Origin of the sequence: Ethanoligenens harbinense YUAN-3 (genome assembly GCF_000178115.2) — a bacterium.
Taxonomy (GTDB): Bacteria; Bacillota; Clostridia; order Oscillospirales; family Ethanoligenentaceae; genus Ethanoligenens; species Ethanoligenens harbinense.
In genome coordinates this window covers 2,277,012-2,302,500 of the sequence record NC_014828.1, presented here as the reverse complement: position 1 = coordinate 2,302,500, position 25,489 = coordinate 2,277,012, and the positions used below count along the sequence as shown (strand labels likewise).

Here is a 25,489-nt window from a genome sequence, read left to right as displayed (position 1 = left end):
CGGTAAAACGCCATGGAGGCCCGAACCGACCTCCGTTGAAAAGGCGGCGGATGAAGTGTGGGTAGCGGAGAAATTCCAATCGAACTCGGAGATAGCTGGTTCTCCCCGAAATAGCTTTAGGGCTAGCCTTGTGTTAGATTACCGGAGGTAAAGCACTGAATAGCCGCGGGGCCGAGAGGCTACCAAAGCTTATCAAACTCTGAATGCCGGATAATCGATGCACAGGAGTCAGACTGCGTGAGATAAGTTTCGCAGTCAAAAGGGAAACAGCCCAGACCCACAGCTAAGGTCCCTAATGGATACTAAGTGTAAAAGGATGTGGAACTGCTTAGACAACCAGGATGTTGGCTCAGAAGCAGCCACTCATTCAAAGAGTGCGTAATAGCTCACTGGTCGAGTGGTTTTGCGCCGAAAATGTAACGGGGCTAAGTATCCAACCGAAGCTTGGGCAGTCTTTAAGACTGGGTAGGGGAGCGTTCCATGCGGGGTGAAGTCAGAGCGAAAGCGCTGGTGGACTGCATGGAAGTGAGAATGCCGGAATAAGTAGCGCGAATTATGTGAGAATCATAATGGCCGGAAGCCTAAGGTTTTTGGAGGAAGGTTCGTCCGCTCCAAGTTAGCCGGGAGCTAAGGCGAGGCCGAAAGGCGTAGCCGATGCACATGCTGTGGATATTCAGCAGCCGCCGAAATTGTTAAGCAGGGGGACACTCAGGAAGGGTACATCCCGGTCGATGGTAGCACCGGGCGTAAGGGAGCGAAATTAAGTAGCGAAGTGTACTTGGAATGAGGCGAGAAAAGCCCTGTGAATTGATGAGGCGCCCGTACCGCAAACCGACACAGGTAGGCAGGAGGAAGACTCTAAGGCCAACGGGAGAAGGATTGTTAAGGAACTCGGCAAGTTGACCCCGTAACTTCGGGATAAGGGGTGCTCTGGAAACAGAGCCGCAGAGAATAGGCCCAGGCGACTGTTTAGCAAAAACACAGGTCTCTGCTAAATCGAAAGATGATGTATAGGGGCTGACACCTGCCCGGTGCCGGAAGGTTAAGAGGAGGCGTGCAAGCGCCGAATTGAAGCCCCGGTAAACGGCGGCCGTAACTATAACGGTCCTAAGGTAGCGAAATTCCTTGTCAGGTAAGTTCTGACCCGCACGAATGGTGTAACGATCTGGGCACTGTCTCAACAATCTACCCGGCGAAATTGTAGTGCTGGTGAAGATGCCAGCTACCCGCGATTAGACGGAAAGACCCCATGGAGCTTTACTGTAACCTGATATTGGATTTCGGCATTTCATGTACAGGATAGGTGGGAGACTGGGAACCAGAGGCGCCAGCCTTTGGGGAGTCACCCTTGGGATACCACCCTTGAAGTGCTGGAATTCTAACCATCGCCCGTGAATCCGGGTGGGGGACATTGTCAGGCGGGCAGTTTGACTGGGGCGGTCGCCTCCGAAAGAGTAACGGAGGCGCTCAAAGGTTGGCTCGGCACGGTCGGAAATCGTGCTATTGAGTGTAAACGCACAAGCCAACTTGACTGTGAGGCCGACGGGCCGAACAGGTACGAAAGTAGGAGTTAGTGATCCGGCGGTTTGTAAGTGGAAATGCCGTCGCTCAACGGATAAAAGCTACCCTGGGGATAACAGGCTGATCTCCCCCAAGAGTCCACATCGACGGGGAGGTTTGGCACCTCGATGTCGGCTCATCACATCCTGGGGCTGAATTCGGTCCCAAGGGTTCGGCTGTTCGCCGATTAAAGTGGTACGCGAGCTGGGTTCAGAACGTCGTGAGACAGTTCGGTCCCTATCTGTCGCGGGCGCAGGATATTTGAAGGGTGCTGTCCTTAGTACGAGAGGACCGGGATGGACGCACCGCTGGTGTATCAGTTGTCTTGCCAAAGGCACGGCTGAGTAGCCAAGTGCGGAACGGATAAACGCTGAAGGCATCTAAGCGTGAAACCGACCCTAAGACGAGATATCCCACACCGGTAAGGTGGTAAGACCCCTTGAAGACTACAAGGTTGATAGGCCAGGGGTGTAAGTATCGTGAGGTACTCAGCTGACTGGTACTAATAGGTCGAGGGCTTGACCTGAGGTCAATTTGGAAAGCAGAGAACGAGCATTATTCAGTTTTGAAGGCCCCCGCCGGGCAGTGCCCGGTGACAAGTTCAGGGAAGCGGCATAAAGTGATTTGTGCACAGCCTGAACGGGCGGATGAGAGATCATCCGCGGGTTTTCAGCACACTCAATAGGGGTGCATAAGGGAAAAGTTTTCAGGCAGAGCATTTGCGAAAGCAGAGAGTTTTCCTGAACTTGCCTCTATGGCGAATAGGCACCTCTAGCTCAGTTGGTAGAGCAGCTGACTCTTAATCAGCGGGTCCAGGGTTCGAGTCCCTGGAGGTGCACCAGCGGGCATAGCCCGCTTCCAAGCTCGAATAGAGCTTGCTGGTGCAAGTGGCACACAGCCCGCGAGGGCGGCCACAAGCCAGACCATACTCAAAAGGGTATGGCGGGGTAAAGGATTCAGGCAGAGGGTTTGTGCAAGCAGAAAAACTTTCCTGAACTTGCGCCGCGCAAGCGGTGAACTTACCCCGGCGCAGTCGGCCCGTTGGTCAAGCGGTTAAGACTCCGCCCTCTCACGGCGGCATCATCGGTTCGAATCCGTTACGGGTCACCAGAGAGTACCAGTCTGCGGGGTTGCAAAACCAAACGGATTGTGCTATATTAAATAGGCCTTTTTCCGGCGCGATCACTTCAAACCGGATGAAGATACAACCACAGGGCAGCAGACAGGTAAAGGTTTTAGGCAGAGCCGCATTTGGTTTCTGCTGGGTATCCTGAACCTGGTTGCATGGCCAGTGCAGCCGGTGTCAATGACGATGAGGTTCCACCCGTTCCCATTCCGAACACGGCAGTTAAGCTCATCGGTGCCGAAGATACTTGGAGGGAAGCTTCCTGGGAAAATAGGTCGGTGCCGGCACAATTTCATCTCTTGATTTGCTGTCCTCATGGCGGCAGCGGAGATATTCCTCAATAGCTCAGTTGGTAGAGCATGCGGCTGTTAACCGCAGGGTCGTAGGTTCGAGTCCTACTTGGGGAGCCAGTGAACAACCGTCGCGCTTTTGTGCGGCGGTTGTTGCGACAATATCATATTTTTATATAGACGGGCCTTTAGCTCAGTTGGTTAGAGCCACCGGCTCATAACCGGTTGGTCCGGGGTTCGAGTCCCTGAAGGCCCACCAATGCAATTTGGGGCAATTTTGAGCTGGTTTATACAGATTGTATTTTCAGCATTGAATTGTTCTAACAATAGAAGATGGTCTTGCGGATACGGGTGCAGCAAATGGCATATGAAGCAGATATGCCGCATGTTGCTCCGTTTTTGTTTGTAGATGTTGTTTATGCGGCGTGCAGTTGGGAATATGTGCCGCCGGGAAAGTGTGGCGGTATGGATGAGGAAAAGGGCGCAGGCTTTTCTGAAAGCCCGCATATGGATCAGAAGCCTGTTGCGGCGGTATCTGTCGGGTGAGTTTTTGGATTACCGGCAGGTGATTGCCATCATCCTGCCCATCATTGTTGATCAGGCGTTTGTGTTCGGCAGCAACCTCATCAACACGGCTATGATCAGTTCTGCCGGGGTGGCCGCAGTCAGCGCGGTCAACATGGTGGACTCGGTCAATATTTTCTTGGTTTCCGTATTTGTTGCCGTTTCCACCGGGGGCACGGTTGTGGTCGCGCAGTATAAAGGGCGCGGTAACCATGCAATGGTTTCCAAGGCTACGGCTGGTTCGGTGACATCGGTCTTCGCATTCGCCTTCGGTATCAGTCTGTTGTTTGTTTTGCTGCATGGTCCGGTGCTCGGTTTCCTGTTTGGTCGGGCCGCCCCGGATGTGATGACAAATGCGCGTATTTATCTGATCGGCAGCGGCCTGTCTTATTGCGGAATCGCGCTGGAGGAGAGTGTCTGCGGTGCGCTGCGCGGCGTGGGGGAAGCTCGCAGTGCGCTTTCGCTTTCGCTCATCATGAATCTATCCTATGTCGGCTTCAATCTGATTTTTATCAACGTCCTGCACTTGGGAGTGCTGGGAATGGCGATTTCCATCAATCTGTCCCGTTATCTCGGAGCCGCCTGTGCATTGTTTTATCTCATGCGCGTTAATACATCGCTGCATTTCTGCGGGCGCGATGTTTTTCACGTTTCGTTCGCAATGGCCCGGCAGATCTTGTTTATCGGTTTGCCGTTTGCGGCCGAGCAAATGTTTTTTAACGGTGGCAAAATTTTGACACAGATCTTTATTGTGGGTCTGGGTACCTATGCGATCGCGGTCAACGCCATCTGTAACGCAGTGCTTGGTGTGACGCAAATCCCCGGCAGCGCGCTGTTGCTGTCCATTGTAACCGTGGCTGGGCAATGCATGGGATACGGCAGCTTGAAGGACACGAAAAAGTTCATCCGCAGTTTCATGTGGCTGACGGCTGGTTCCTATGTGCTCACTGCGCTGCTTATGATTCCTATCCTTTCGTTCATGCCCGCTCTGTTCCATCCTCCCGCAAGCATTTTGCCCACCATCGCGTGGATCATGTTTATCACCGCATTGGCACAGATACCGGCCTGGGCGCCCAGCTTTGTCCTGCCGTCGGCCCTGCGGGCGGCGGGCGATGCCAGGTTCACTTCGGTGGTCTCCATGCTTTCCATGTGGCTGTTTCGTCTGGGAATGGGCATCCTGCTTGGATTTGTCCTTAAACTCGGCATTGCGGGATTTTGGTTTGCCATGGATGCCGAGTGGTTTGTGCGCGGCGTGGTCTTCCTGTGGCGGTTTCGTGGGGAAAAGTGGTATGCGCATTCTGTGATCGAATGATGTCGCATAACCTGTTGGGGTCTTTGCTGCAACGGATTTCGGGAGAGATCCGCGCGGCTGTGTTCACATCCCCGTACGGTTTCCGTATGATATATGGGTGATACTCATGGCTAACCGTATCCCGGGCGAGAATCTGACGATTTTGGCGGCCTCTGCTGCCAATGCTCTTGCGGCAAGATTGAACGTGAAATCCTTGACGCTGCTTGCCGCCTTTCTCGGTACTCTGTCGAATGATCTGTTCCTCATTGTCGCCCAGAGAAATGCGAGTGCCGCCCATGAAACGGGTCCGGAGCGGTAGAGGATGATGGGCATTGCAATTTTACGGCATGAAGCCCCCATATGGTAGCAGCCGATGTACCGGAATCGGCGCTTTCGGTGAAGGAGCCGGAAAAACCCAAAAGTCCTGCCGTTTTAGGCGGCAGGACTGGAGATGGTTTTCGTTTTTCACGGGTGAATGGTATGCTGTTTGGCGGCCGTAGATGTCAAGGAAATATGCCGCGGCCTATGGGATTCTTCTCGGATCGAGAAGTTGATGTATTCTGTGTTGCATGCTTTGCAGATTTTTTTCATGCATCGGCTGACATGCGCATAGTTGCGCTGCGCATCTATAATATCCCTGTACTGGTCCATTTTTAAAAATCACCTCGGTTCAGTTTATGGATAAGCCCGGAAAAAGGTGATGTGCCGGGTCGGTTACAGGGCGACAAATATGGAAACAATGCCGGCGCTCACCGCGCCGATCACATCGGCAATCAAATCAACATCCGTATCCGTAAGCCCATGCTGGTGATGGGTATGGCAGACAGAATCCAGAATGAATTCATATATCTCAAACAGGCAGCCCAGGGATATGCCTATGGTCGAGACAGCCACAACGGTATAAAATTTCGGGACGGCCACACGAGAAACATAATGTGAGACAGTTTGTTTCAATACGGAGTAACCAAAAAGCGAGAAAGCCAGCGAACCGAATGCATGCCAATATCGGTCGAAGTGCCTGGAACGGTCATAATAGTTCCAATAGTTTCCCGCCACAAGATGCCCGAGGACGGCAATAAAGGCAAGTGCCAATACGGATACCCGGACATGGAGACCGGCTACGGGCTGTATCATCAGGAAAAAGATCGACAGAGCGTAAATCACCGTAGTTTTTAGGAACAGGGGATATCGTTTCTTTTGGATCGCCAGAACACCTGTCCAGATCATGATGGCAGAAAAAGCGATCGTGATCAGCGTCAACGGCATGATAGACCCCATCAAAGCACCTCGTTATCGTGGTATAGGTTTATTGTTATCCGGATAGCAGCCGATATTCCAGGAAAAAGCGTGCGCCGTTCAGGGGAAAACCGGAAGACGAGGTTCTTAAGGTCGGTCTGTGCCGGGCCGGACGCATGCACCGAGCGGCCGGAATGGCCGGGTGTGAGCCTCCGCCGCAGGCGGAAAGTCTGATAAGAAGGCTGTTACGAAGAATCCGCTAAAAACAGTTCGGCGATCATTGTGTACGTTCATGGTTTTTCACAATTGATTTTTGCGTCGCAATATAGTAAAATATATAGCATACTAATTATTTGCGACGGCAATGAAGCCAAGCAGTCGGGGAGACTGCTTGGCTTTTTTATTGGTGGCGCTATAGCTTTTGGCAATATCATCAGGGAATAAGATGCGGAAGGTGGTGGAATTTATGAAGCCGAATAAGATCGCGAGCGGTGCTGTATCACCGGATGCGCACAAGGTAGTGGCGATACGCGTCCTGTTTGTGATGGCGGCAGCCATCGCGTTGTCCGGCGCAGTGTTCACAGCGTATAGCATCGTTGCGCAGGTGACATTTCGAGTGTTCAATGCGCCGCTGCCGGGTGCGCTGCTTGGTCTGGTCGTCGTTTATTTTGGTGTCCGCAGTTTTCTGTCTGTTCGGAAGCTGCGGGAAGAAGTCTATAAGAAAAGCGCGAAATTTTCGTGGAACAACTTTAAAAAGCAGCGTTCGGCCAAATAAAGCACGTTTTTTCTGAACGTCTGCATCTTCTTATCGTATTTGACGTCGGCGTATCTCAAAATATAGACCGATAGGCTGGCGTTGAAAATATATTTGGGGGAATGAACATGAAAAAAGCAGCAAAAATCCTTGGCATCGTTTTCCTGCTGTCGGTCATTGTGTGCATTGTGTCCACTGTCGCAATGGCTGCCACCAACGATCCGTCCGGCGCGGGTTACGCCGCGGGAGCGGTCACCGGAAAAGAAACCATCGGTGATGTGGCGACGGCGGCGAACAAAGCGCAGTTTGGCGTCAACTTTGTCTGGGTGCTCATTACTGGGTTTATGGTGTTCTTCTTCCAGTGCGGTTTCGCAATGGTGGAAACGGGTTTTTGCCGGGGTAAAAATGCGGCGCATACCATGACCATGAATTTCATGGTGTTTCTTGTCGGCGCCATCGGCTATTTTATTTCTGGCTTTGCGATCCAGTTTGGAGGCGTTGGCGCGATCGCCAATCTTGGCGGTTCCACGGCTCTGAACGGCCTGCTTTCCATTCCCGGCCTGGGAGGAATCCTGGGTTATAAAGGATTTTTCCTTTCCTCCGGCAGCACCTATGACGCGGGTATCTATGCCATGTTCTTCTTCCAGATGGTGTTCATGGATACCACCGTTACCATCCCAACCGGCGGCATGGCCGAGCGTGTGAAATACTCTGCCACCGTCATCACATCGTTCTTTATTTCGCTCATTTTCTATCCGCTTTATGGCAACTGGGTCTGGGGCGGCGGCTGGCTGGCCACGCTTGGCGCGAACTTTGGTCTTGGGCACGGTGCGGTCGACTTCGCCGGTTCCGGCGTCGTGCATGCGATGGGCGGCGTGCTTGCGGTAGCCGGTGCGGTTGTGATCGGCCCCCGTATTGGCAAATTCAAGAAAGACGGGACGGCGCGGGCTTTCCCGGGTCACCATGTTCCCATGGCGATCATCGGTACGATCATCCTGTTCTTCTGCTGGTTCTCGTTCAATGCCGGCGGCACGCTGACCGGTTCGGATTTCCGCATCGCCATCGCCGCGACCAACACCATGATCGCAGGCGCAATCAGCGGGGCGACCGCGATGTTTTATTGGTGGGCGCGCCACGGCAAACCCGATCCTTCCATGACGGCGAACGGTGCGTTGGCGGGTCTGGTTGCCATCACCGCTCCCTGTGGTTTCACAAGCGCTCCGTGGGCGGCCGTCATCGGCCTGGTGGCCGGCATTCTGGTCTGCATAGCTGTCCCGACTGTTGAAAACAAATTTAAGATCGACGACCCGGTCGGCGCGATTTCCGTGCACTTTGTGAACGGTCTTTGGGGCGTGATTGCCACCGGCCTGTTTGCGGACGGTACATACGGCGACGGTTTCAATGGTGTGAAAGGCACGGTCCGCGGCCTGCTGTATGGGGACCCCGGCCAGTTCTTGGCTCAGCTCATCAGTGTCTGCACCATCCTCGTATATGGCCTGGGTGTGGCATTTATCTGGTACAAAGTGCTGGATAAGGTCTGGGGCCTGCGTGTTGCGCCTGAAGTGGAGCTGGCCGGTCTGGACCTGGATGAAATGGGTGCCTACGGTTATCCCGATTTTCAGTTGAACACGAATACGGAATTGGATTCCTCTTCTCCAGACGATGCGGAAGTGAAAGAACTGAAAAATGTAAAATATCGGTTCAGAATCAAAGTCCGCTGATTGGAATTTTACGGATGGATATACGCCGGAAAATAGAGAAAGCCGAGCTGTGATTCTTTTTTGGCGCGGTTTCCGAACGGGAATGGATTCCTGTATTTTCTGTTCTGGGAGAAGCCGATGCTACTTGTTCTGATTATTCTTTTTATTTTGATTGCAGTTCTGCCGCTGTTTGTCAAGCAAGTCGAACAAAACGTGGAGATATTCCTGTTGATCATGGGGATTGCGGCGGCTGCCGTATCGGGTATGCTGACGCCGGCGCATTTGCTGCTTGTGTTCCAGGATCAGTTCCTTTATATCATAACGGCCGCTGTGTTTTTGGTCAGCTTGATCTTCCGTGTTTTGGAGGCCCATGTAAAGGCGTTCGTAAATACCTTGCTGGATCATCTTTCGCTCAAGCTGATCGTTTTTCTTCTGGTGGTCTGTCTGGGGTTGATCTCCAGCATCATCACGGCGATTATTGCCGCGCTTTTGCTGGTTGAGATCGTGTCCATTCTTCCGCTCGACAACAAAAGCAAAGTCCGGGTAAGCGTCGTGTCCTGTTTCTCCATTGGCCTTGGCGCGGTCCTTACTCCCATCGGTGAACCTCTGGCCACGATTGTCACGTCAAAGCTGCACCAGCACTTTTTATACATGTTTCAACTGCTGGGTGGGTATTCTATCGTGGGCGTTGTGCTGCTGGGGCTGCTGAGCATGGTTTTTGTCGATGAAAATTGGAGAGCGAAGTTCAGCGAAAACGATGAAGTGATGGTTATCCCCGAAAAAGAGGATATGCGGACGATCGGCATTCGGACCGGCAAGATTTTTATGTTTGTCGTTGCATTGGAACTGCTGGGGATGGGCTTCAAGCCGGTCATAGATACGTATATCATCCACTGGAGCAATGATTTGTTGTATGCCGCAAACATGGTTTCCGCTATTTTGGACAATGCGACATTGGCCGCCGCGGAAATTGATCCTGTGATGGGCACCGTTCAGATCAAAGCAATTCTGATTAGCCTGTTGGTGAGCGGTGGCATGTTGGTTACCGGGAACATTCCCAATATCGTGACGGCAGCCAAACTCAAAATCAGCATGAAACAGTGGGCTTGGGTTGGTCTTCCCATCGGTGCGGTACTTTTAGTGGGGTATTATTTGGTACTTTTCGTAGTTCATATTTGATAGGAAGGTGCTTGACATGAAAAAAGTCGAAGCGATTATAAGGCCGGAAAAATTGGATGATGTCAAGGCGGCGCTGAACGCATTGGACATCAAAGGGGTAACGGTCACGCAGGTGTCCGGAGCCGGCAACCAGAAAGGTCAGAAAAATTATTACCGCGGTGCAGTGGTGGAACTGGCCCTTCTGCCCAAAGTGAAAATCGAGATCGTTGCGGAAGATGACCGCGTTTCTGCGATTACCGGCGCTGTCGCGAAAGCGGCCAAAACCGGCGCGATTGGCGACGGTAAGATTTTCGTCACCAATGTGGAAGAAGTTATCCGTATCCGGACCGGTGACACCGGAGATGGCGCGATCTAACAAATAGTAACCCGCATTCTGTTTGAAATGAATTTTGCCCCCGGCTTTGCCGGGGGCATTTTTTTAGGCGTGCTGCCGTGCAACTCTCGATGGAAGTTTGCCATCACGAAACCGCCTGCCGGATTTCTCACGGCGGGCGGTTTCGTGCGCGCATGTTCCATGATGATCGAATGGGTTTCATGATGGCGGCGCATCAGGTGTTTGCATTCGGCAACGTCACTTCGATTTCCAAGGCTCCGTTCCGGATGGACGTACCCGCCTGCCCGCCGTTGCGCTCTGCCAGTAATTTGACGATTGCCAACCCAAGTCCGCCGCTCCGGGCCCTGGCCGGGTCTGCCGTGTAAAAGCGCTCAAACAGCCGCGCTGCATCCGGTTCGGCCCCTTCCTTGATGCGGTTGCGAAAGGAAAGCATCGCACAGCGGTCCTGCCGGATATGTACCTCGACGACTCCTCCGGCATGCTGTGCACAGTTGCGTATCAGATTTTGCAGGATGCGCACCACCATTTCACGGTCTGCCAGAGCGAATACGGCAGGCTCTGTGTCAAACTGCACCGCCAATCCATTTTCCTCGAAAACGGATACCGAATCGGCCAGACATTCTGCCGCAAGGTTTCCAAGATTGATGCGCTCCGGTTGCGGCCTCACCTCGGTGTACAGCAGGCAGGCATATTCAAAAAAATGTTCAATGAGCTGTCCCAACTGTTCGGCATGCTTTTGTGCCACCCGGACCTTTTCCTGTTGCTGGGGAGTAAGGCCACTTTTGGAAAGTAATTGCTGGTACCCCTTGACAGCGGTCAGCGGCGTGCGCAGGTCGTGCGACAGGTTGGCAATCATTTCTCGAAATTGTTTTTCCTCGCGCGCACCCTGCAGGCGAAGGGTTTCCTCCGCCTGCAGGCAGTTGTTGATGTTGGCCGCCAACGCGTTCAATCTTCGGTCAAACAGTTCCAGACTGACCATCTGCCGCGTGTGTTCGGAAAGGCGCTTCTGTAGTTGACGGTTGATATGGCGCAGTTGCCATTGCAATAAGGCGATATAGATGCCCGCGCCGGCAAGCAATATGCAGAGTACGCCGATCACAATCGTCAACCTGTTCACCCGTCCTTTATTTGATATCCGCTCTGCGGAAGATGGCATACGCGATGCCCAGCATGACGGTGATGAATGCCACGCAGGCCATAATAGCTTTGATGACCGTACTTGTCCCCATGTTCAGTGAAGGCAGCAGATATCTGCCGCTGTAGGGTGTGCAGGCGATGACGCGATCCAAAGTTTGGGAGGATTGTGCTAACGGGATTAGTTGCCCGCACAGAATGGAAAACGCGTAATAGATGGCGGCGACGGCGACGGGTTTCTTCACCGCAAGAGCCAGCGGCACGCAAAGGCTCAGTTCCGCTGCGTATACCAGCAGCAACAGCAACATCAGGCCGAACACCTGCGCGCCTTGCGCGGACGTCAGATTTTTTCCGCCGAGAGCTGCCAGCAGGCTCATGAACCCCGCATTTGCACTTCCGAGACTGTAAGTTTTGGCGGTGCCCAGCCCGATGCCGGCCGCGATGGCATAGGGAATGAGAAACACGACGATGGTACAAAGGAACGAGGTCAGCTTGCCGGTTAGGATGGATAATCGACTGGAACCGCCGGCGATGGCGTCGTGGATGACTTTGTTATCCAGATCGCCGCAGATGAAGATGCCGGCGGATACCCCGCCCAAGATGCTGATAACGCTTACGTCGGAAAACAGGATACCGAGGCCGGATATGCTGGCGCTGATGTTTCCGGCCGCGACCTGGCGGGCAAACAGCATCATTGCAACCGCGCCCAGCACGGTGATGAGCAGCAGCACCCGCATGGCGGTGGATCGGCTCATCCGGTAAAAGTCGGCCCGTACCATGTTAAGCATGCTTCTCACCCCCGATCAGAGAAACAAAATAGTCCTCGAGGGTTTCCCCTTCTTTGGAAAGACCGGTGACAACGATGCCGTTGTCAAAAAGCACGTTCGCCACTTGTTCCTTTTTATCCAGATAATCGAAGAGTTTGACGGTTTTGTCTGGCAGCACCTGATAGCTGTGCGTATGCAGCCGTTCTTCCAGAACGACCGCCAGCTTCTCCGGTTGATCGCACTGGATGCACAGATGGTGCCGGCAGCGCTCGTCGAGCTCCGCCAAGGTGAGCGTTTGTTTGATCTCGCCTTTGTGGATGATGATGTAATCGGTCGCCGTCTGGTAGAGCTCCGGCAGGTTGTGGCTGGAAATGAGGATGGTCATCTGCCGTTCTTTACAGAGCTTGATGACCAGGTTGCGGATCTCGACCACACCGAGCGGGTCCAGCCCGTTGATCGGCTCATCCAGAATCAGAAGCTCGGGATTGCTCAACAGCGCGCACGCGATGCCCAGCCGCTGCTTCATGCCCAGCGAAAAATCCCGTGCTTTTTTGCGGCCCGTGTCCGTCAGCCCGACCAGTTCCAGTTGTTTGTCTTCAGTTTCCGCGTTGGGGACACCGCGTATCAGCCGGTGGAAGCGCAGGTTTTCCTTGGCGGTCATATCGGCGATCAGGCTGGGGTGTTCGATCATGCTGCCGATCCGTTTCCGTTCTTCCTGTAATGCTTTTTCCCCACCGTGGCCAAATAGGGTGATGCTGCCTGCCGTAGGGAACCCAAGCCCGGCGACCATCCGCATCAAGGTGGATTTTCCCGCGCCGTTCTGGCCGATCAGTCCATAGATTCTGCCGGTTTCCAATGTAATGGAAACGTCATGCAGCGCCGAAAAGCCGTGATAGGTTTTTGTCAATCCGTTTGTTTGCAATACACTTGGCATAGACGTACGCTCCTTTCCTTTCTGTTTTCCAGTTTAGCGCGCAAAGGTTTAGAAAAGGTCAAGAAAGGCAGGAAAAGGGTATGGAAACCGTTAAGATGTACAGGTGCTTCCGTCCGTATACAGTCGGTACCCCAATCTCCAGACTGTTTCGATATATGCGTTGTTGGGGTTGGCTGTTTTCAGTTTGCCGCGCAGGTTGCTGATATGTGTTTTGACGGCGCTGTCGTCGCCGAGATATTCCTCCTGCCAAATGGTTTCATACAGGTTGGCTTTGGTGAACACTTTGTTTTGGTGCAGCAGGAGCGTTTTCAGAAGCTGGTATTCCTTGGCGGTGAGTTCCAGTTGCGTCTGGCCGATGGTTACGCGCTTGGCGGTATCGTCCAAAACCATATCTTTGTACCGGAGCAGTCGCGGGGTATCTTTCTGGCGTCCGGCGCGCCGCAGGGCGCATTCCACCCGCGCGGTCATTTCACCCAGATCGAACGGCTTGGTGATATAGTCGTCCGCCCCCAGTTTCAACAGGTCGATTTTGGTGCCAACCATATCTTTGGCGGAAACGACGATGACGGGAATATCGGAAAACGGGCGCATTTCCCTGAGCACTTCATCCCCGCTCTTGTACGGAAGCATCAGGTCCAGCAGTACCAAATCGTATCTGCCGTTTCGGAGGGCATTTATGCCGTCCGGGCCGGTATAGGCCGAAGTGACCTGGTAGCCCGCGTCGGTTAGCGCCTCCGCAATCATCCGGTTGACGTCTTGCTGGTCTTCTATCACGAGAATGGATTTCATCGGTTGCCACTCCATTTTGAAAGGATGATGCCGGATTCGTTTGTTTGCACATATCCCATTATACAACTTTTGGGCAGGGGGCGCAGGCTTTTGTGGTTTCGGCCGCGATGAAACGGAGCCTCCCTCTGAAGCGCATATGGCCGGTATAGCCGCAGACGGAGATCGCGGACGTTTCCCGCCGTTTGTTCCGGTTTCGCTGAAATCATGGCGGTGTTTTCCGCTTTTGCGTATAAAAAATCCGCCTGTCAGGCGGATTTTGGCTTGCTGAGAGAAACCTAGTGCATGGACATGGTGCTTGATTCCAGCCCGGGACGGCGTCTGGAGGAATTTGGCGCAGAGTCGTTCCCGAGCGTGTTTTCCCGCACGCCATCTTGGGTTTTGCCGATCGTGTTGTCAACGGTTGGTCTGTAATGATCGTCAAATGCTATTTCCGGTGCGTTTGATAACTGTATGATATACTGGCCGTTTTCCACCCGTGTGCTTTCGATCGTCTCTCCGTTCTGCATTCTGAGCTTGAGGTTTTCAAGCTGCATCCGCTGCAATTCCATGCGAACACCTCCGGAACTAGTGTGCCCCGTCAGCGTGCAATCAAGCAGGGTCCGGGCCGGTTGTGCTCATTTTCTGCATGCTTGCGCCGCCAGCACCATGTTTTTCAGGCTCGGTACGGTTTCTTTCATACCGCGTGTCTTGAGCCCGCAGTCGGGATTGACCCAAAGCCGGTGGATATCCAGTTTGGCAATCAGTTGCCGGATGATGTTTTCAAGTTCTGCTCGCTCGGGCACGCGGGGCGAGTGGATGTCGTAAACGCCGGGGCCAACCTCGGTTTTGAAATGGCCGGCTTTCAATACATCGAGCAGCGACAGGTCGGACTTGGCTGCTTCGAAGGTGATCACGTCGGCATCCATGTCGTCAATGTCCCGGATGATGTCCTCGAATCGGCTGTAGCACATATGCGTGTGAATCTGCGTTTCCGACCGGACGGACGCGTGCACCAGACGGAACGCCGGGATGGCCCAGTCCAGGTACTGTGCGTGCCAGTCGCATTTGCGCAGCGGCAGTTTTTCGCGCAGGGCGGCCTCGTCGATCTGGATGATCCGGATGCCGCGCGCTTCCAGGTCGGCCACCTCGGCCTTGATGGCCAGCGCAATCTGGAACGCAATCTCCCGGCGCGGCAGATCTTCGCGCGGGAACGACCAGTTCAGAATGGTCACCGGCCCGGTTAGCATGCCCTTCACCGGTCGGTCGGTCAGGCTTTGCGCGTAAGCGATGGTGTCCACGGTCATCGGGCCGGGCCGCCGCACGTCGCCGAAGATAACGGGCGGCTTCACACAGCGCGTGCCATATGACTGCACCCACGCGTTTTTTGTAAAGAGGAACCCGTCGAGCTTCTCACCGAAGTATTCCACCATGTCGTTGCGCTCGAACTCACCATGTACCAATACATCCAGTCCGATTTCCTCCTGCAGGGCGATCACATCCGCGATTTTCTGCCGGATGGCCGCATGATATGTTTCCGCCGTGATCCGGCCGGCTTTATAGTCCCGGCGCAGGGCGCGCACCTCGCTTGTCTGCGGGAAGGAGCCGATGGTTGTGGTGGGCAGCAGCGGCAGTTTCAGCGCCGCCTTTTGGATGGCGCGCCGCTCTTCGAATGCCGGGCGGCGGATGAAATCATTCTCCCGCAGGCTGGACACAGCTGCGCGCACGTCGTTGAAACGGAACGCCGCATCCTGCTTGCGCGCGAGAATGGCCCGGTTGCGCAGGAATGCCGCGTCCGTCGCCCACGCAGCGTCATCCGACAGGCGCGCCAGCTCAGCCAGTTCCTCCAGTTTTTCCTCGGCGAAGGCGAAATGCTCGCGGAAGGTTTCCGCAAGGTCCGGTTCGTTATGCACGGTGTAGGGTACGTGCAGCAGCGAACAGGAGGTGCCCAGCACAAGTTTGCCCGGCTCCACTGCTTGCTCCAGCCGGTGGATCAGCGCCAGCGTCTGCTCATAATGGTTCACCCAGATGTTTTTTCCGTTGACCACGCCGGCAACCAGCGTTTTGCCTTCTGGAAATCCATGCTGCTCCACAAGCCGCAGATTTTCCGTACCCTCGATGAAATCCAGCCCGATCGCGTCGAAATCCATACCGGTGAGCTGCGTGTAGCTGTCGCGCACATCGCCGAAATAGGTCTGCAGAAGCACGCGCGGGCGGCCCGGCGTGGCCAGAAGGCCGTCGTAGAGGGTGCGGAACAGCGCGAGGTCGTCCTCCGTCAGGTCGGTCACGAGGAAAGGCTCGTCGAGCTGCACCCACTCCGCTCCCAGCTTTTCCAACCGCAGGAGCACGCTGCGGCACACGGGCAGCAGTTCCTCCGCGAGCATGCGCAGCGGCTTGTCCGAGCGATTTTCTGCCAACCGCAAGAAGGTAAACGGCCCGACCAGCACCGGCCGGGTACGCACACCGGCCTCCAGCGCCTCCGTAAACTCCGCGAAGGGTTTCTCCGAGCCGCAGGCAAAGACGGTTTCACCGTCGATCTCCGGCACGATGTAATGGTAGTTGGTGTTGAACCATTTGCGCATGGGCAGGGCGTGCACATCCCCGTGCGTGCCTTGATAGCCTTTCGCCATGGCAAAATACGTGTCCAGTGCGTTCAGCCCCAGGTCATGGTAACGCTGCGGCACTGCGCCGAACAGGACAGCCGTATCGAGCACCGTGTCGTAGAGCGAAAAGTCGTTGGACGGAATGAAGTTCACGCCCGTCTCCCGCTGCCTATGCCACTGCCGCCGACGCAGCTCTGCGGCGTGCTGAAGCAGTGCGGGCCGGTCCAGCTCGTGACGGAAATACGCTTCCGTCCATTTTTTGAGTTCCCGGTCCGCTCCGATGCGCGGATACCCGGTCACCGATGTTTGTTTCATGTTTCTTCCTCCGAATGATGCAGGAGGAAATAGACACAACTTTTTGCACAAAAATTGTCCCTATCTCCATTCCCAGAGATGAGAGCAAACGATCCGGCAGGTCTCCTGGCTTTCTGCACTGCGCGGCCGCGCCTTCCCGCCGGAACGGCAGTGGCACTGTGCGGCTGCGGACACAGGTTACAGTAGTGGGCGCTGCCCGCGATTTTCACACGGTTCCCTATTCTCCTCCGGCAGGCAGAGGCACCGAATCGTCTTTGCCTGTTTTTATTGTAGTCCCGGAGAACAAACAACGTCAATCTTGTTTCCGCTGTTTGCGTCCTATTTCGGCAAACGAAAAATCTATGGTTCGTCATTTAAAAAGGCTATAGCGGCTTCGGCCGACACCTCCGTGCGCATGCCGGCCGGTTTTCTACGATACCTGCCGGTGACCCAAGGCGAGGCGAGCGGCGCTCGCCGGGAACGGTCTTCGGCCTTGTCAATCATGCTTATGACGGCGCCTGTCCAGGCGATATCGCGTCAGGCAGCCGAACACGGAACACGGCGCCGCCCCCATCCGCATTTTCGGCCTCCACGTCTCCGCCCATCAGCCGAACAGCCGCCTGCGCGATGGCCAACCCCAAGCCAAAACAGCCGTTCGTGCCTTTATAAAAGCGCTCAAACAAATGGGGCAGGGCATCCGGCGAAATACCTGGACCGTCATCCGCGATGGAAATCGTTGAATACCCGGCCTCCATCCGCAGCGAAACCGTGACCGACGTGCGTGCGTACCGCAAGCCATTGGAAAGGATGTTTTCCACACTTTGGGCAAGCAGGTGTTCATCCCCCATCACCACAGCGGGATCGGGCGGCAGACGGAGCCGTATCTCCCGCCCGCTCTGCAAAACCAGTCCGCCCAGCCGTTTGGCGCTTGCGGGCAGCGCTTTGCATAGATCGATGGGAACCGGCCGAACGTCGTATGTCCCGCTGTCCAACCGGGAAAGCGTGAGCAGTTCTTCCACCAGTCCCGTTATCCGCGTGCTTTCCCCTGCGATGATCTCGGCCGCGGCTTTGGTATCGGGCACAACGCCCTGTGCGATTCCCTCCGCGTAACCCTGTATTGACATCAATGGAGTGCGCAGTTCATGGGACGCGTTTTGCAGAAATGTTTTCTGGGCGCGGTCATACGCTCCCAGCCGCTCGGCCATCCGTGCGATGCTCTGCATCAGTACGCGGAACTCCAGAATATCGGTAGGCAAATCTGTCGGTGTGGCAAATTTGCCCGATCCGATTTGTTCGGCAGTTTGGCAGACCTGCCCAACTGTTTTGGAGAAACGCGCGGCAATGCGGCGCGCCACCAGCACGCCGATCAGAATGCCGCCGACCATAATGCAGATGAGCAGCAAATTGGCCATGCTCAAAAGGCGGTTGGCCAGATCCAGATGAGCCAGCAGCACCAGATACACCGTATTGCCCGGAACGGCAAGTGTGTCCATATACAGCAGATAGCTGTTTCCGCCCAGCCGGATCTCGGTGACACGGTTTTTTACGGTTTTAACGGACAAGCGGCGTTCCACTCGCCACAACGAGGCCGCGCTGAGGGGGTCGGTGTTTTTAGGGAAAAGAAGCTGTTTCCCACTGTCGAACACCAACACATCCGCGCCGTTCGTGGACAGCTCTCCGCCATGTAGCGAACCAGACAGTTTCCGCATCGTTTCGTCCAGTGCCTGCCCCTGAAACGCCGACGGATCACTGTCCAACAATTGAACGGCTGCCGCATGCATGGCCTGCGCTTCCGTTTGCAAATCGGCGCGCGCATTTTTTTGAACATAAATACGCAGAAACACGTTGAAAATAATCAATGTGAGCAATGGAATGAGAATGATGAGCAGCAGGGTAGGCGTCAGAATTTTACGTCGGAGGGTCTTCATCGTGCGGTCCTTTCTGCGTCAATTTGAACCCAAAGCCCCACACGGAGTCGATGGAAAACGATGCGCCTGCCTTTACCAGCTTTTTACGCAGCCGCTTGACCGTATCGTCGGTCGCCCGTGTATCCACTTCCGTACCGCTCCCGTATCGCCACACATGCCGGAGCAGTTCCGTGCGGGAGATGGCCTTTTCCCTGTTGCGCGCCATGTAAACCATTAGATCGTATTCCGTGGGCGTCAGGTCAAGCGGCACGCCGTTCAAGGTGGCCTCCCGCGCGTTCAGGCGAAGCAGCAGGCCGGCATAAGAAAGCGTATCGGCATCCGCTTGTAGGTTTGCGCTTTCCCGGCGCCGGAAGAGGGCGTTGGCACGGGCCACCAGTTCCATGGGAGAAAAGGGCTTGGTGAGGTAATCGTCCGAACCGAGCGTCAGCCCGGTGATGCGGTCAAATTCGCTGTCCCGCGCCGACACGATGATGATAAACGTGTCACTGATCTGACGTAGACGCGTACAGACGGCCAGACCGTCCGTCCCCGGCATCATCACATCCAGCACCACCAGTTCTGCTGGCCGCTGCTCAAATGCCTGCAGCAGCGCGTCGCCGCTGTCAAACGTCGCCGTGTCATAGCCGCCGCTTTGAAAAAACATCTCGATCAGGTTGCGGATATGGATCTCATCGTCTGCGATATAAACCAAGTGTTTCATATGCTTCACCCACTGCTATTGTACCGGTTTTGCGGGCGCAGAGAAAGATTTGACGCAATTTTGCCGCAGTTTCTCCGTTGTTTTGCGTGAGGCGTCCGTCGTACAATATGCACGTAGGAGGATGATGCATATGCAAAAGCCCATGCGGAGAATTCCGGCAGTCCTGTTCGTCTGCCTGCTGGCGGCGGGTTTGTTCACGGCCTGTGCCGGCGAAAACAGGCGGAGCGGGCGTTCTTCGTCGGACGCGGGCGCGCAGCAAGCTCTTTCCGCCGCGTCCGGCAGACAGCAGACTGTTTTATCCGGACAGTCTTCCGATCTGAACGGCGTCGAAAAAACAATGAGTGATCTGAGCGGAACACTAAACGGATTAGACCATGTTTCTTCCGGCGACGTATCTTTGCCGGATGCCTGAACAGAGGGAGCAGTGATTTCAATGAAGAAAAAAACCATAGCCGCCGTGTCCGTCATCTGCGTAATCGCTATGCTGGGCACCACCGCATTTGCCGCAACAGCCGACACGTCCAAAATAGACTCGCGCATTTCGGCTCTGCAAAGCCGGGAACAAAAAGTGGAAAGCCGGGAATCCGCCGTTTCTTCGCGCACGGAAGCCATTTCGTCCGCAGCCAGCTCGCGCAGCGCACTCCGGCAGGCGCTGGATCAGGACCGCACCGCGTTATGGAGCAATGAATCCAAAAATTTGCAGTTGGTTGACGATAACACCAAGCTGCGTCTAAGCATCGCAAACAGCCTGAAAACCATCAAGGAAAACGGCATCCAAATACCGCAGACGACTTTAAGCGCCGTCCAGACGGACAACCAGCGCGTCAAAGCCGATTTGGCCGCCATCAAACAAACGCAGGGTCAGATCAAAACGATCCTGGGGCAGAACAAAGCCAACATCAAAAGCCAAAACGAGCAGGCCATCGACGCGGCTTTTCAGCAGGCAGAAGCCGTCCAGCAGACCCGTAACAGCAAGCTGGCCGACATCAACAGCGCTTTGGGCGACATCAACAGCCTGCTTTCCAATGCCGTTTCGTCGGCTTCGTCCAATTCCAGCGCGTCCGGCACAAGCGCATGATGGCGTTCCCTCCATTCTGCCATATACTCTGCGCACGCTGCGGACCGTATCGTTCGTATAGTTGGTATTCGGTAAGTTCCGCCAATAGATCGCATGCCCGAGCTAAATTTTTATGCGCATACCCGTTTCCTGCCCGCGGCGGGATTTAGAGGTCGAACGCAGCCGTTGGGTGTGCCTGTGCGGAATATTCGTGGCGGACCGGCGCAGCCCATTGGCTCTTGAAAAATACGCATAATTGAACACCCCGATCCGCCGGTTTTCGGCGGGTGGGGGTGTTGTCTTTTCATATACTTTTAAAATTTTCAGCCTTTCAGAGTGTGCACTCGTTATTTTACTTTTATAAGGTGATTGGTTGGAATCTCAATCAGGTGCCCACGCTCATTTCTTACAAGAGCCACCTGAATGTTTGAAAGACTTTGAATTTCTAATATAGTGCCCTTTTTGATTGGCTTGTGAGGATATGGCTGTGTATTGTAATACATATCTGTTTTTACGATGTTTCCAACAGCAAAATCTGTCATCATCCCCAAATCCTTTCTGGATAAAACAACTGGATTACAATGTATATTTCATAATATCATAGCAAAGTAAATAGTTTCTAAAAAATTTCTATATCATTTCTGTTTGTTCGATTCTTTTTTCAAATAATTTACAATTTTTTCAAACATATTGCGTTTTATAAACGTGGTTGGCACATACTGCTAATAACCGCTGAAGTTTTGCAAAAATCATTTTCATCATCTCGACACATTATTTTTGAAATACCGGCTAAAATTTATATGAAAGCGGGTGCGTTCATGATGAAAATTATATTGGACATGCTAGTCCTTTTGCTTGCCTCTTTATTAGCAGCGGATATGCTGTTGTTATACTGTTGCTGCGTGGTAGCCGGCCGGGCAGACAGAATATCAGAGCACGAAATGCGCAGGGGCATAAAATAGTACACGAAATACGATTACGCCTCGCCGATCGGCACTGTGCCGGCGGCGATGATCCTCCGAAAGAGAAGGCACGTCTGATTTTCCGTCCGAATGACGGCGGGTGTGTTCATTACAAACCGCTCAGGCAAGCCCGATGTGGCAAACCTGAGCGGTTTTTCTGTGCCCGATATGATGGATTCCCAGCGCCTGGATTATCCGATCTTGGATTTGAGTGTTGCCAGAAAACGAACCGTATCTTCCGGATTTTCAATCCCCTTGATGGGCACGAATATCAAGGAGATGCTGCTTTTTATCACAATATAACCGTTGTTTTCTTCCATGCTTTTAATGGAAGTATATGGTATCTTTGTGTCCTGTAAGCTGCTGTGATCAAGAAGCCCTTCTTCTGTTAAAGAAAGCGTCTGTAGGCCTTCAAACGATGCTTTTCCGATTTTTCTAACGAAATGTTTCACAGACAAGGTGTGCAACCATTTCAATACGAAATAAAGTACAACGGTAAAAACAACGGTCGTTGCAGCCGCAATAAACCAGGTTTCAGGAAGTACGCTCCACATGGAAAAAATGGTTGCGATCAAAACGGCCAATCCGCCAACCAATGTAGTAATCAGGTATGTTTTCTTTTTGAGCATGTACAAGCACGTTCCGAAATCCTTTTCCGTTAACCTGTATTGCAGTTCCACCCGGTCATTCTCCTCTCGGTCTCACAAAGAAGGCCTTGCCTCCATCTGTCAACACACCAATATTTTACCATGCTCGGAATGCGCCGTCAATAACCGACGACGAGCCTATACAGACCGGGCAGGGAGATCAGGGGTCAATGCCGTGGCTAATCTTCTTCAGCGCGTTCGACAGGGGTGCGCGGAATGACACATGCTGCCGGCCGCGAAAGGACTGTGTTGCCCGCTGAAAAATCTCCACATATGGCGGGCGGTTCTTGAAGCACGCAAAACATTGATGTATAATACACATCATGGTCTATAACTATACTTTTGATATATTCGGAGGCGGGTGCGGTGCATTATCCCTTGACGCCGGATTGCACGGGCGGCGTTTGTCCGGTGGAAACCACGCTGAACCTGATCAGCGGAAAGTGGAAGGGCATCATTCTTTACCGCCTGCTCAGCGGGAAAAAGCGCTTTGGTGAGCTGAAAAAAATCATACCCGCCATCACCTTCCGCACGTTGACGCTGCAACTGCGGCAGATGGAACAGGACGGGATTGTGGAGCGCACCGTCTATGCGGAGGTGCCGCCCCGCGTGGAGTATGCACTGACCGATCTTGGCAAATCCATGAAGCCCATCATTCAGTCCATGTGCGATTGGGGGACGAATTACCAAAAGCGGGTGGATCAGACGGGAAACCCCGCGTCAAATTGAATGGACGGGTGCGATCCGAGGAGTGTCGGCGGCGCCCGTCGTATCAAACAAATCAAACGAACCATCCCGGCAGACGAGGTAATGTATGAACGAAAAGGAAGTTGCGGAGATACGCCGCCGTTTCCGGCAGGAAACAAGCAATATCACACACATAAGAGGGTGCTTTGTCAACGATCAGCGTGAGATCGTTTCGGAATTCGATCAATCCCTGCTTTCGATGTCGCAGGAAGAATCGGAGAAATTTCTGGCCATTATCAAGCGGACACTGTCCGGAACTCTTGGAAAAAATCTGATCGATATCTCGTTCGATACGCAGCAGGTAGTGGATGGGGAAGAACATCAGCTTTTGATGGAGCTTAAAAATTCGTCCCTGAAAAACGAGGACGCCGTGCAGACTTTTTTCCAGCGAGTGATCCAGGCGGTTTCTATGGAAGGTAATTATCTGATCCTGCTGGCACATGATACATACGATATTCCTTACCATTCCCATGACGGGGACAGACAGGACGACGCTTCCTCTGAAGTGTTTCCATACATTCTGTGCAGCATCTGCGCCATCAAACAGACCAAACCCGAGCTGAGTTACTTTGCCGTTGAAAATGTATTTCATAATTGCCAGGAAAACTGGCTCGTTTCGGCGCCGGAGCTTGGCTTTCTGTTCCCGGCCTTTGACGACCGTAGCGCCAACATTTACAACGCGCTTTATTACACACGCAACATTGAGGAAAACCATGCCGAATTCGTCGAAGCCGTATTCAAGACCGATGTCCCCATGCCAGCCGCGGAGCAGAAGGAAATCTTTCAGTCCGTGCTGGGAGATGCTCTGGCTGAAGAATGCCGGTATGACGTGGTGCAGTCGGTCCACGAGCAGTTGTGCGGCATGATCGAGGAGCATAAGGCCAACAAAGAGACCGAGCCTTTGGTGGTCTGCAAAGGTGCCGTTAAGGATGTGCTGCAGTCTTGCGGTGTTTCGGATGCGACCGTGTCCGCGTTTGATGAAAAATACGATGCCGAGTTTGGCGCCGATACCGAGCTCAGCCCGCGCAATATCGTGGATACAAAGAAATTCGAAGTCCGCACTCCGGATGTGACCATCCACGTAAACCCGGATCGCAGCGACCTGGTGGAAACACGCATGATCGACGGCGCAAAGTACATTCTCATACGCGTGGAGGAAGGTGTTGAAGTAAACGGAGTAAACATCCACATTTCCTGATCAGATAAAAGAAATACCACGTTTCTCGCGGACATCTCATAAGATGCACCGGACGCTGCATGCAAGCCATTTCGGCAACGGAAGAAAACCGTTTGATGCAAAATATTCCCGCTCTTCAAACCCGGGCCTATCCGAAACGCAAAAAGCTGCTCTGCCCACTTGTCTATAGACAAAGCGGCAAAGGCAGCTTTTTGTTTTCTGTTCAATAAGGCTCGCAACCTGATCGGCAAGAGCGGCCTGAGAGGCCGGACCCCCACCATTGTTCGCCGTTCTATGTTGCGTTCAAGTGATTCCGGCCTGAATTTTACATACTGGAACAAAAGTTGAACATGTGTGGTAAATCAGGATTTTGAATCAAATAGCAGTCCGATCAATTCCAAGCCGGATTCGTCCTGGTTGAGTTTTGTGTAGGAACTCATAGACTGTTTAAAGCTCTCGGTATATTGTGTGAGTGTTCCGGAAACCAGCCCAGACGCCGACGCTTTTGTAGTGGAGGCAAGGCCGCTCAGCGTGGAGGCCACCGAAGACGCGTCGCTGGACAGAGCGGATTCCAGCGTGTCTTCATTTACCGTAAGGGTACCGTTGGAGTTGATCGTGATACCAATCGACGAAAGCGAATCCGATGCGTCCGTCATATTCTGACGCAAGGTCGAAAGGTCCTCCTCTCCGGCAAATGTTCCACTGGTGCTGGCTGCGGTGATAAGTGAATTGTAGGCTGAAACATAGCTGGAAACATCATCACAGCTCAATGTGGACGAGTTGCTCGCCGCTGTGGCCAGCAAGGATGCCGAGGAAGAAAAACTTTTTGCGTTCGTATAAAGCGTGGAAAGTGCGTTGGTTTTACTGAATAGAAGTGATTCGAAAGCACTTTCCGCCGACGAGGAGCTGGACGAGGAGCTGCTTCCGGTCAACTCATCAAGCAGGCTGGCGGATGTGTTCTCGGCCGAAGAACTCTTTGATTCAAGCGTGGAAATGAGCGTAGACGAGCTGCTTGTGCTGCTCGCATTGCTTCCAGACATAATTGACTCATACTGCGTAATAATAGAACTCAAACTGTCAATTGTGCCCATACGAACCTCTTTTCCAGATCAGAATCCGTGCGAATACAGTGCGATAAGCAGGTTAGACATTGACATCCAGCGTGCCGCCGACGCTTCCATTGAGGCTTGTCGCGCTGCTGGAGGATGACGACGCTTGTGCAGATGTAATTTCCTGCTCAATTTGTTGTAACTGCTGTTGCAACTGCGCGATTTGCTTTTGGTCTCCGTTTTCACGCTCCAGTTGCTCAATTTGTTCTTCGAGCTTTTCCTTTTCCTGCTCCAGTTCGCTGGTGCTGGACGAACTGGAGGTTGAGCTGGTGTTGCTTGTGGAGTTCGTGCTGGACTGGCTTTTCGATAAATTCCGAGAGGACGAAGACGTGAGCACGTTGCTTTGCGCTTGACTGATGGATAAAACAGACATAACAAATCGTTCCTTTCCGGTCCGGGGCACATCAGAATATATATATACGGCATCGAATACTGTACTGAATATAGCACTGTATTGTGATGGATATGTGATAATTTATAAAGTTTCATAAAAATCCCCCGGATGGCACCGGGGGCAAAATCAGATAAGAACAGATTATTGAAGAGAGGAGAAAAAGAATGAAAAAAAGCATGGTTTTATTGTAGCGGCGGCTTGTGAACACCATGTGAAGCAGGGGTGAAGATTTTGCGA

The 25,489-nt window shown here is 53.4% G+C and carries 23 protein-coding genes, 4 tRNA genes, 2 rRNA genes and 1 riboswitch (1 of these 30 running past the window's edge); of the genes, 17 read left to right on the top strand and 12 right to left on the bottom strand.

Features of this window, described 5'->3' with window-relative positions:
* From ETHHA_RS10850 to ETHHA_RS15635, 9 genes are all read left to right on the top strand, one after another.
* Positions 1 to 2,086 (top strand): 23S ribosomal RNA (locus ETHHA_RS10850); it begins 746 nt to the left of the window's first position.
* Between the two features lie 239 nt (positions 2,087 to 2,325).
* A tRNA-Lys gene (locus ETHHA_RS10845) sits at positions 2,326 to 2,401 on the top strand.
* 194 nt (positions 2,402 to 2,595) lie between these two features.
* Positions 2,596 to 2,670, top strand: a tRNA-Glu gene (locus tag ETHHA_RS10840).
* Positions 2,671 to 2,856: 186 nt separating this feature from the next.
* Positions 2,857 to 2,973 (top strand): 5S ribosomal RNA (gene rrf, locus ETHHA_RS10835).
* A 47-nt stretch (positions 2,974 to 3,020) separates the two neighbouring features.
* Positions 3,021 to 3,096, top strand: a tRNA-Asn gene (locus tag ETHHA_RS10830).
* A 62-nt stretch (positions 3,097 to 3,158) separates the two neighbouring features.
* Positions 3,159 to 3,235 (top strand) — tRNA-Ile (locus ETHHA_RS10825).
* 210 nt (positions 3,236 to 3,445) lie between these two features.
* Positions 3,446 to 4,852: an MATE family efflux transporter gene (locus ETHHA_RS10820; protein WP_013486017.1), complete on the top strand. Its 1,407-nt coding sequence runs from the start codon at positions 3,446 to 3,448 to the stop codon at positions 4,850 to 4,852.
* Positions 4,853 to 4,958: 106 nt separating this feature from the next.
* The gene (locus tag ETHHA_RS10815) at positions 4,959 to 5,150 is read left to right on the top strand and encodes a hypothetical protein (protein WP_041686828.1); all 192 of its coding nucleotides are present in this window, start codon (positions 4,959 to 4,961) and stop codon (positions 5,148 to 5,150) included.
* 41 nt (positions 5,151 to 5,191) lie between these two features.
* The gene (locus ETHHA_RS15635; RefSeq protein WP_137143889.1) at positions 5,192 to 5,488 is read left to right on the top strand and encodes a hypothetical protein; all 297 of its coding nucleotides are present in this window, start codon (positions 5,192 to 5,194) and stop codon (positions 5,486 to 5,488) included.
* Positions 5,489 to 5,545: 57 nt separating this feature from the next.
* On the opposite strand, the gene ETHHA_RS10805 is transcribed toward ETHHA_RS15635, so the two are convergent.
* Positions 5,546 to 6,109: a DUF2238 domain-containing protein gene (locus ETHHA_RS10805; protein ID WP_013486015.1), complete on the bottom strand. Its 564-nt coding sequence runs from the start codon at positions 6,107 to 6,109 to the stop codon at positions 5,546 to 5,548.
* A 424-nt stretch (positions 6,110 to 6,533) separates the two neighbouring features.
* Between ETHHA_RS10805 and ETHHA_RS10800 the strand changes: the two genes are divergently transcribed.
* The 4 genes from ETHHA_RS10800 to ETHHA_RS10785 all read left to right on the top strand — a co-directional run bounded on the left by ETHHA_RS10800 (position 6,534) and on the right by ETHHA_RS10785 (position 10,055).
* Positions 6,534 to 6,842 carry a hypothetical protein gene (locus tag ETHHA_RS10800; protein WP_013486014.1) on the top strand — a complete coding sequence of 103 codons (309 nt, stop codon included), beginning with the start codon at positions 6,534 to 6,536 and terminating at the stop codon, positions 6,840 to 6,842.
* A 107-nt stretch (positions 6,843 to 6,949) separates the two neighbouring features.
* A complete protein-coding gene (locus ETHHA_RS10795; RefSeq protein ID WP_013486013.1) occupies positions 6,950 to 8,542 on the top strand; it encodes an ammonium transporter in 1,593 nt (530 codons plus the stop codon).
* Between the two features lie 117 nt (positions 8,543 to 8,659).
* Positions 8,660 to 9,700, top strand: coding sequence for a DUF1646 family protein (locus ETHHA_RS10790; RefSeq protein ID WP_013486012.1), 1,041 nt, complete (start codon positions 8,660 to 8,662; stop codon positions 9,698 to 9,700).
* Positions 9,701 to 9,716: 16 nt separating this feature from the next.
* Positions 9,717 to 10,055, top strand: a complete 339-nt coding sequence (locus ETHHA_RS10785; protein WP_013486011.1) for a P-II family nitrogen regulator — start codon at positions 9,717 to 9,719, stop codon at positions 10,053 to 10,055.
* A 193-nt stretch (positions 10,056 to 10,248) separates the two neighbouring features.
* Here the strand turns inward: ETHHA_RS10785 and ETHHA_RS10780 are convergent, their stop codons facing one another.
* From ETHHA_RS10780 to ETHHA_RS10740, 8 genes are all read right to left on the bottom strand, one after another.
* Positions 10,249 to 11,133 carry a sensor histidine kinase gene (locus ETHHA_RS10780; RefSeq protein ID WP_242822121.1) on the bottom strand — a complete coding sequence of 295 codons (885 nt, stop codon included), beginning with the start codon at positions 11,131 to 11,133 and terminating at the stop codon, positions 10,249 to 10,251.
* A gap of 25 nt (positions 11,134 to 11,158) precedes the next feature.
* Positions 11,159 to 11,956: a hypothetical protein gene (locus tag ETHHA_RS10775; RefSeq protein WP_013486009.1), complete on the bottom strand. Its 798-nt coding sequence runs from the start codon at positions 11,954 to 11,956 to the stop codon at positions 11,159 to 11,161.
* Positions 11,949 to 12,869 (bottom strand): ABC transporter ATP-binding protein, encoded by a 921-nt coding sequence (locus tag ETHHA_RS10770; RefSeq protein ID WP_013486008.1) that lies wholly within the window; start codon positions 12,867 to 12,869, stop codon positions 11,949 to 11,951. Before ETHHA_RS10770 ends, ETHHA_RS10775 begins: the two co-directional genes overlap by 8 nt.
* A 90-nt stretch (positions 12,870 to 12,959) precedes the next feature.
* Positions 12,960 to 13,658 (bottom strand): response regulator transcription factor, encoded by a 699-nt coding sequence (locus ETHHA_RS10765; RefSeq protein WP_013486007.1) that lies wholly within the window; start codon positions 13,656 to 13,658, stop codon positions 12,960 to 12,962.
* A gap of 275 nt (positions 13,659 to 13,933) precedes the next feature.
* Positions 13,934 to 14,206: a hypothetical protein gene (locus tag ETHHA_RS10755; RefSeq protein ID WP_013486006.1), complete on the bottom strand. Its 273-nt coding sequence runs from the start codon at positions 14,204 to 14,206 to the stop codon at positions 13,934 to 13,936.
* A 66-nt stretch (positions 14,207 to 14,272) separates the two neighbouring features.
* Positions 14,273 to 16,552 (bottom strand): 5-methyltetrahydropteroyltriglutamate--homocysteine S-methyltransferase, encoded by a 2,280-nt coding sequence (gene metE / locus ETHHA_RS10750; RefSeq protein ID WP_013486005.1) that lies wholly within the window; start codon positions 16,550 to 16,552, stop codon positions 14,273 to 14,275.
* A 78-nt stretch (positions 16,553 to 16,630) separates the two neighbouring features.
* A riboswitch (cobalamin riboswitch) is annotated at positions 16,631 to 16,815 on the bottom strand.
* Positions 16,816 to 17,037: 222 nt separating this feature from the next.
* A complete protein-coding gene (locus ETHHA_RS14685; protein WP_013486004.1) occupies positions 17,038 to 18,459 on the bottom strand; it encodes a sensor histidine kinase in 1,422 nt (473 codons plus the stop codon).
* Positions 18,440 to 19,159: a response regulator transcription factor gene (locus ETHHA_RS10740; protein WP_013486003.1), complete on the bottom strand. Its 720-nt coding sequence runs from the start codon at positions 19,157 to 19,159 to the stop codon at positions 18,440 to 18,442. Before ETHHA_RS10740 ends, ETHHA_RS14685 begins: the two co-directional genes overlap by 20 nt.
* Positions 19,160 to 19,289: 130 nt before the next feature.
* Here ETHHA_RS10740 and ETHHA_RS10735 point away from each other — a divergent pair, with 130 nt between their 5' ends.
* Both ETHHA_RS10735 and ETHHA_RS10730 read left to right on the top strand, forming a co-directional pair.
* Positions 19,290 to 19,571 (top strand): hypothetical protein, encoded by a 282-nt coding sequence (locus tag ETHHA_RS10735; RefSeq protein ID WP_013486002.1) that lies wholly within the window; start codon positions 19,290 to 19,292, stop codon positions 19,569 to 19,571.
* 21 nt (positions 19,572 to 19,592) lie between these two features.
* Entirely contained in the window at positions 19,593 to 20,237 is a 645-nt protein-coding gene (locus tag ETHHA_RS10730) for a hypothetical protein (RefSeq protein ID WP_013486001.1), read from the top strand.
* Between the two features lie 1,132 nt (positions 20,238 to 21,369).
* On the opposite strand, the gene ETHHA_RS10720 is transcribed toward ETHHA_RS10730, so the two are convergent.
* Positions 21,370 to 21,858 (bottom strand): YcxB family protein, encoded by a 489-nt coding sequence (locus ETHHA_RS10720; RefSeq protein WP_013485999.1) that lies wholly within the window; start codon positions 21,856 to 21,858, stop codon positions 21,370 to 21,372.
* A gap of 333 nt (positions 21,859 to 22,191) precedes the next feature.
* Here ETHHA_RS10720 and ETHHA_RS10715 point away from each other — a divergent pair, with 333 nt between their 5' ends.
* The gene (locus tag ETHHA_RS10715; RefSeq protein ID WP_013485998.1) at positions 22,192 to 22,554 is read left to right on the top strand and encodes a winged helix-turn-helix transcriptional regulator; all 363 of its coding nucleotides are present in this window, start codon (positions 22,192 to 22,194) and stop codon (positions 22,552 to 22,554) included.
* An 85-nt stretch (positions 22,555 to 22,639) separates the two neighbouring features.
* Positions 22,640 to 23,770, top strand: coding sequence for a DUF4317 domain-containing protein (locus tag ETHHA_RS10710; protein WP_013485997.1), 1,131 nt, complete (start codon positions 22,640 to 22,642; stop codon positions 23,768 to 23,770).
* Positions 23,771 to 24,111: 341 nt separating this feature from the next.
* Here ETHHA_RS10710 and fliD read toward each other — a convergent pair whose 3' ends face one another.
* On the bottom strand, positions 24,112 to 24,789 hold the full coding sequence (gene fliD, locus ETHHA_RS10705; RefSeq protein WP_159033371.1) for a flagellar filament capping protein FliD: 678 nt from the start codon (positions 24,787 to 24,789) through the stop codon (positions 24,112 to 24,114).
* Between the two features lie 103 nt (positions 24,790 to 24,892).
* Positions 24,893 to 25,231, bottom strand: coding sequence for a hypothetical protein (locus ETHHA_RS10700; protein ID WP_013485995.1), 339 nt, complete (start codon positions 25,229 to 25,231; stop codon positions 24,893 to 24,895).
* Positions 25,232 to 25,489: the final 258 nt, after the last annotated feature.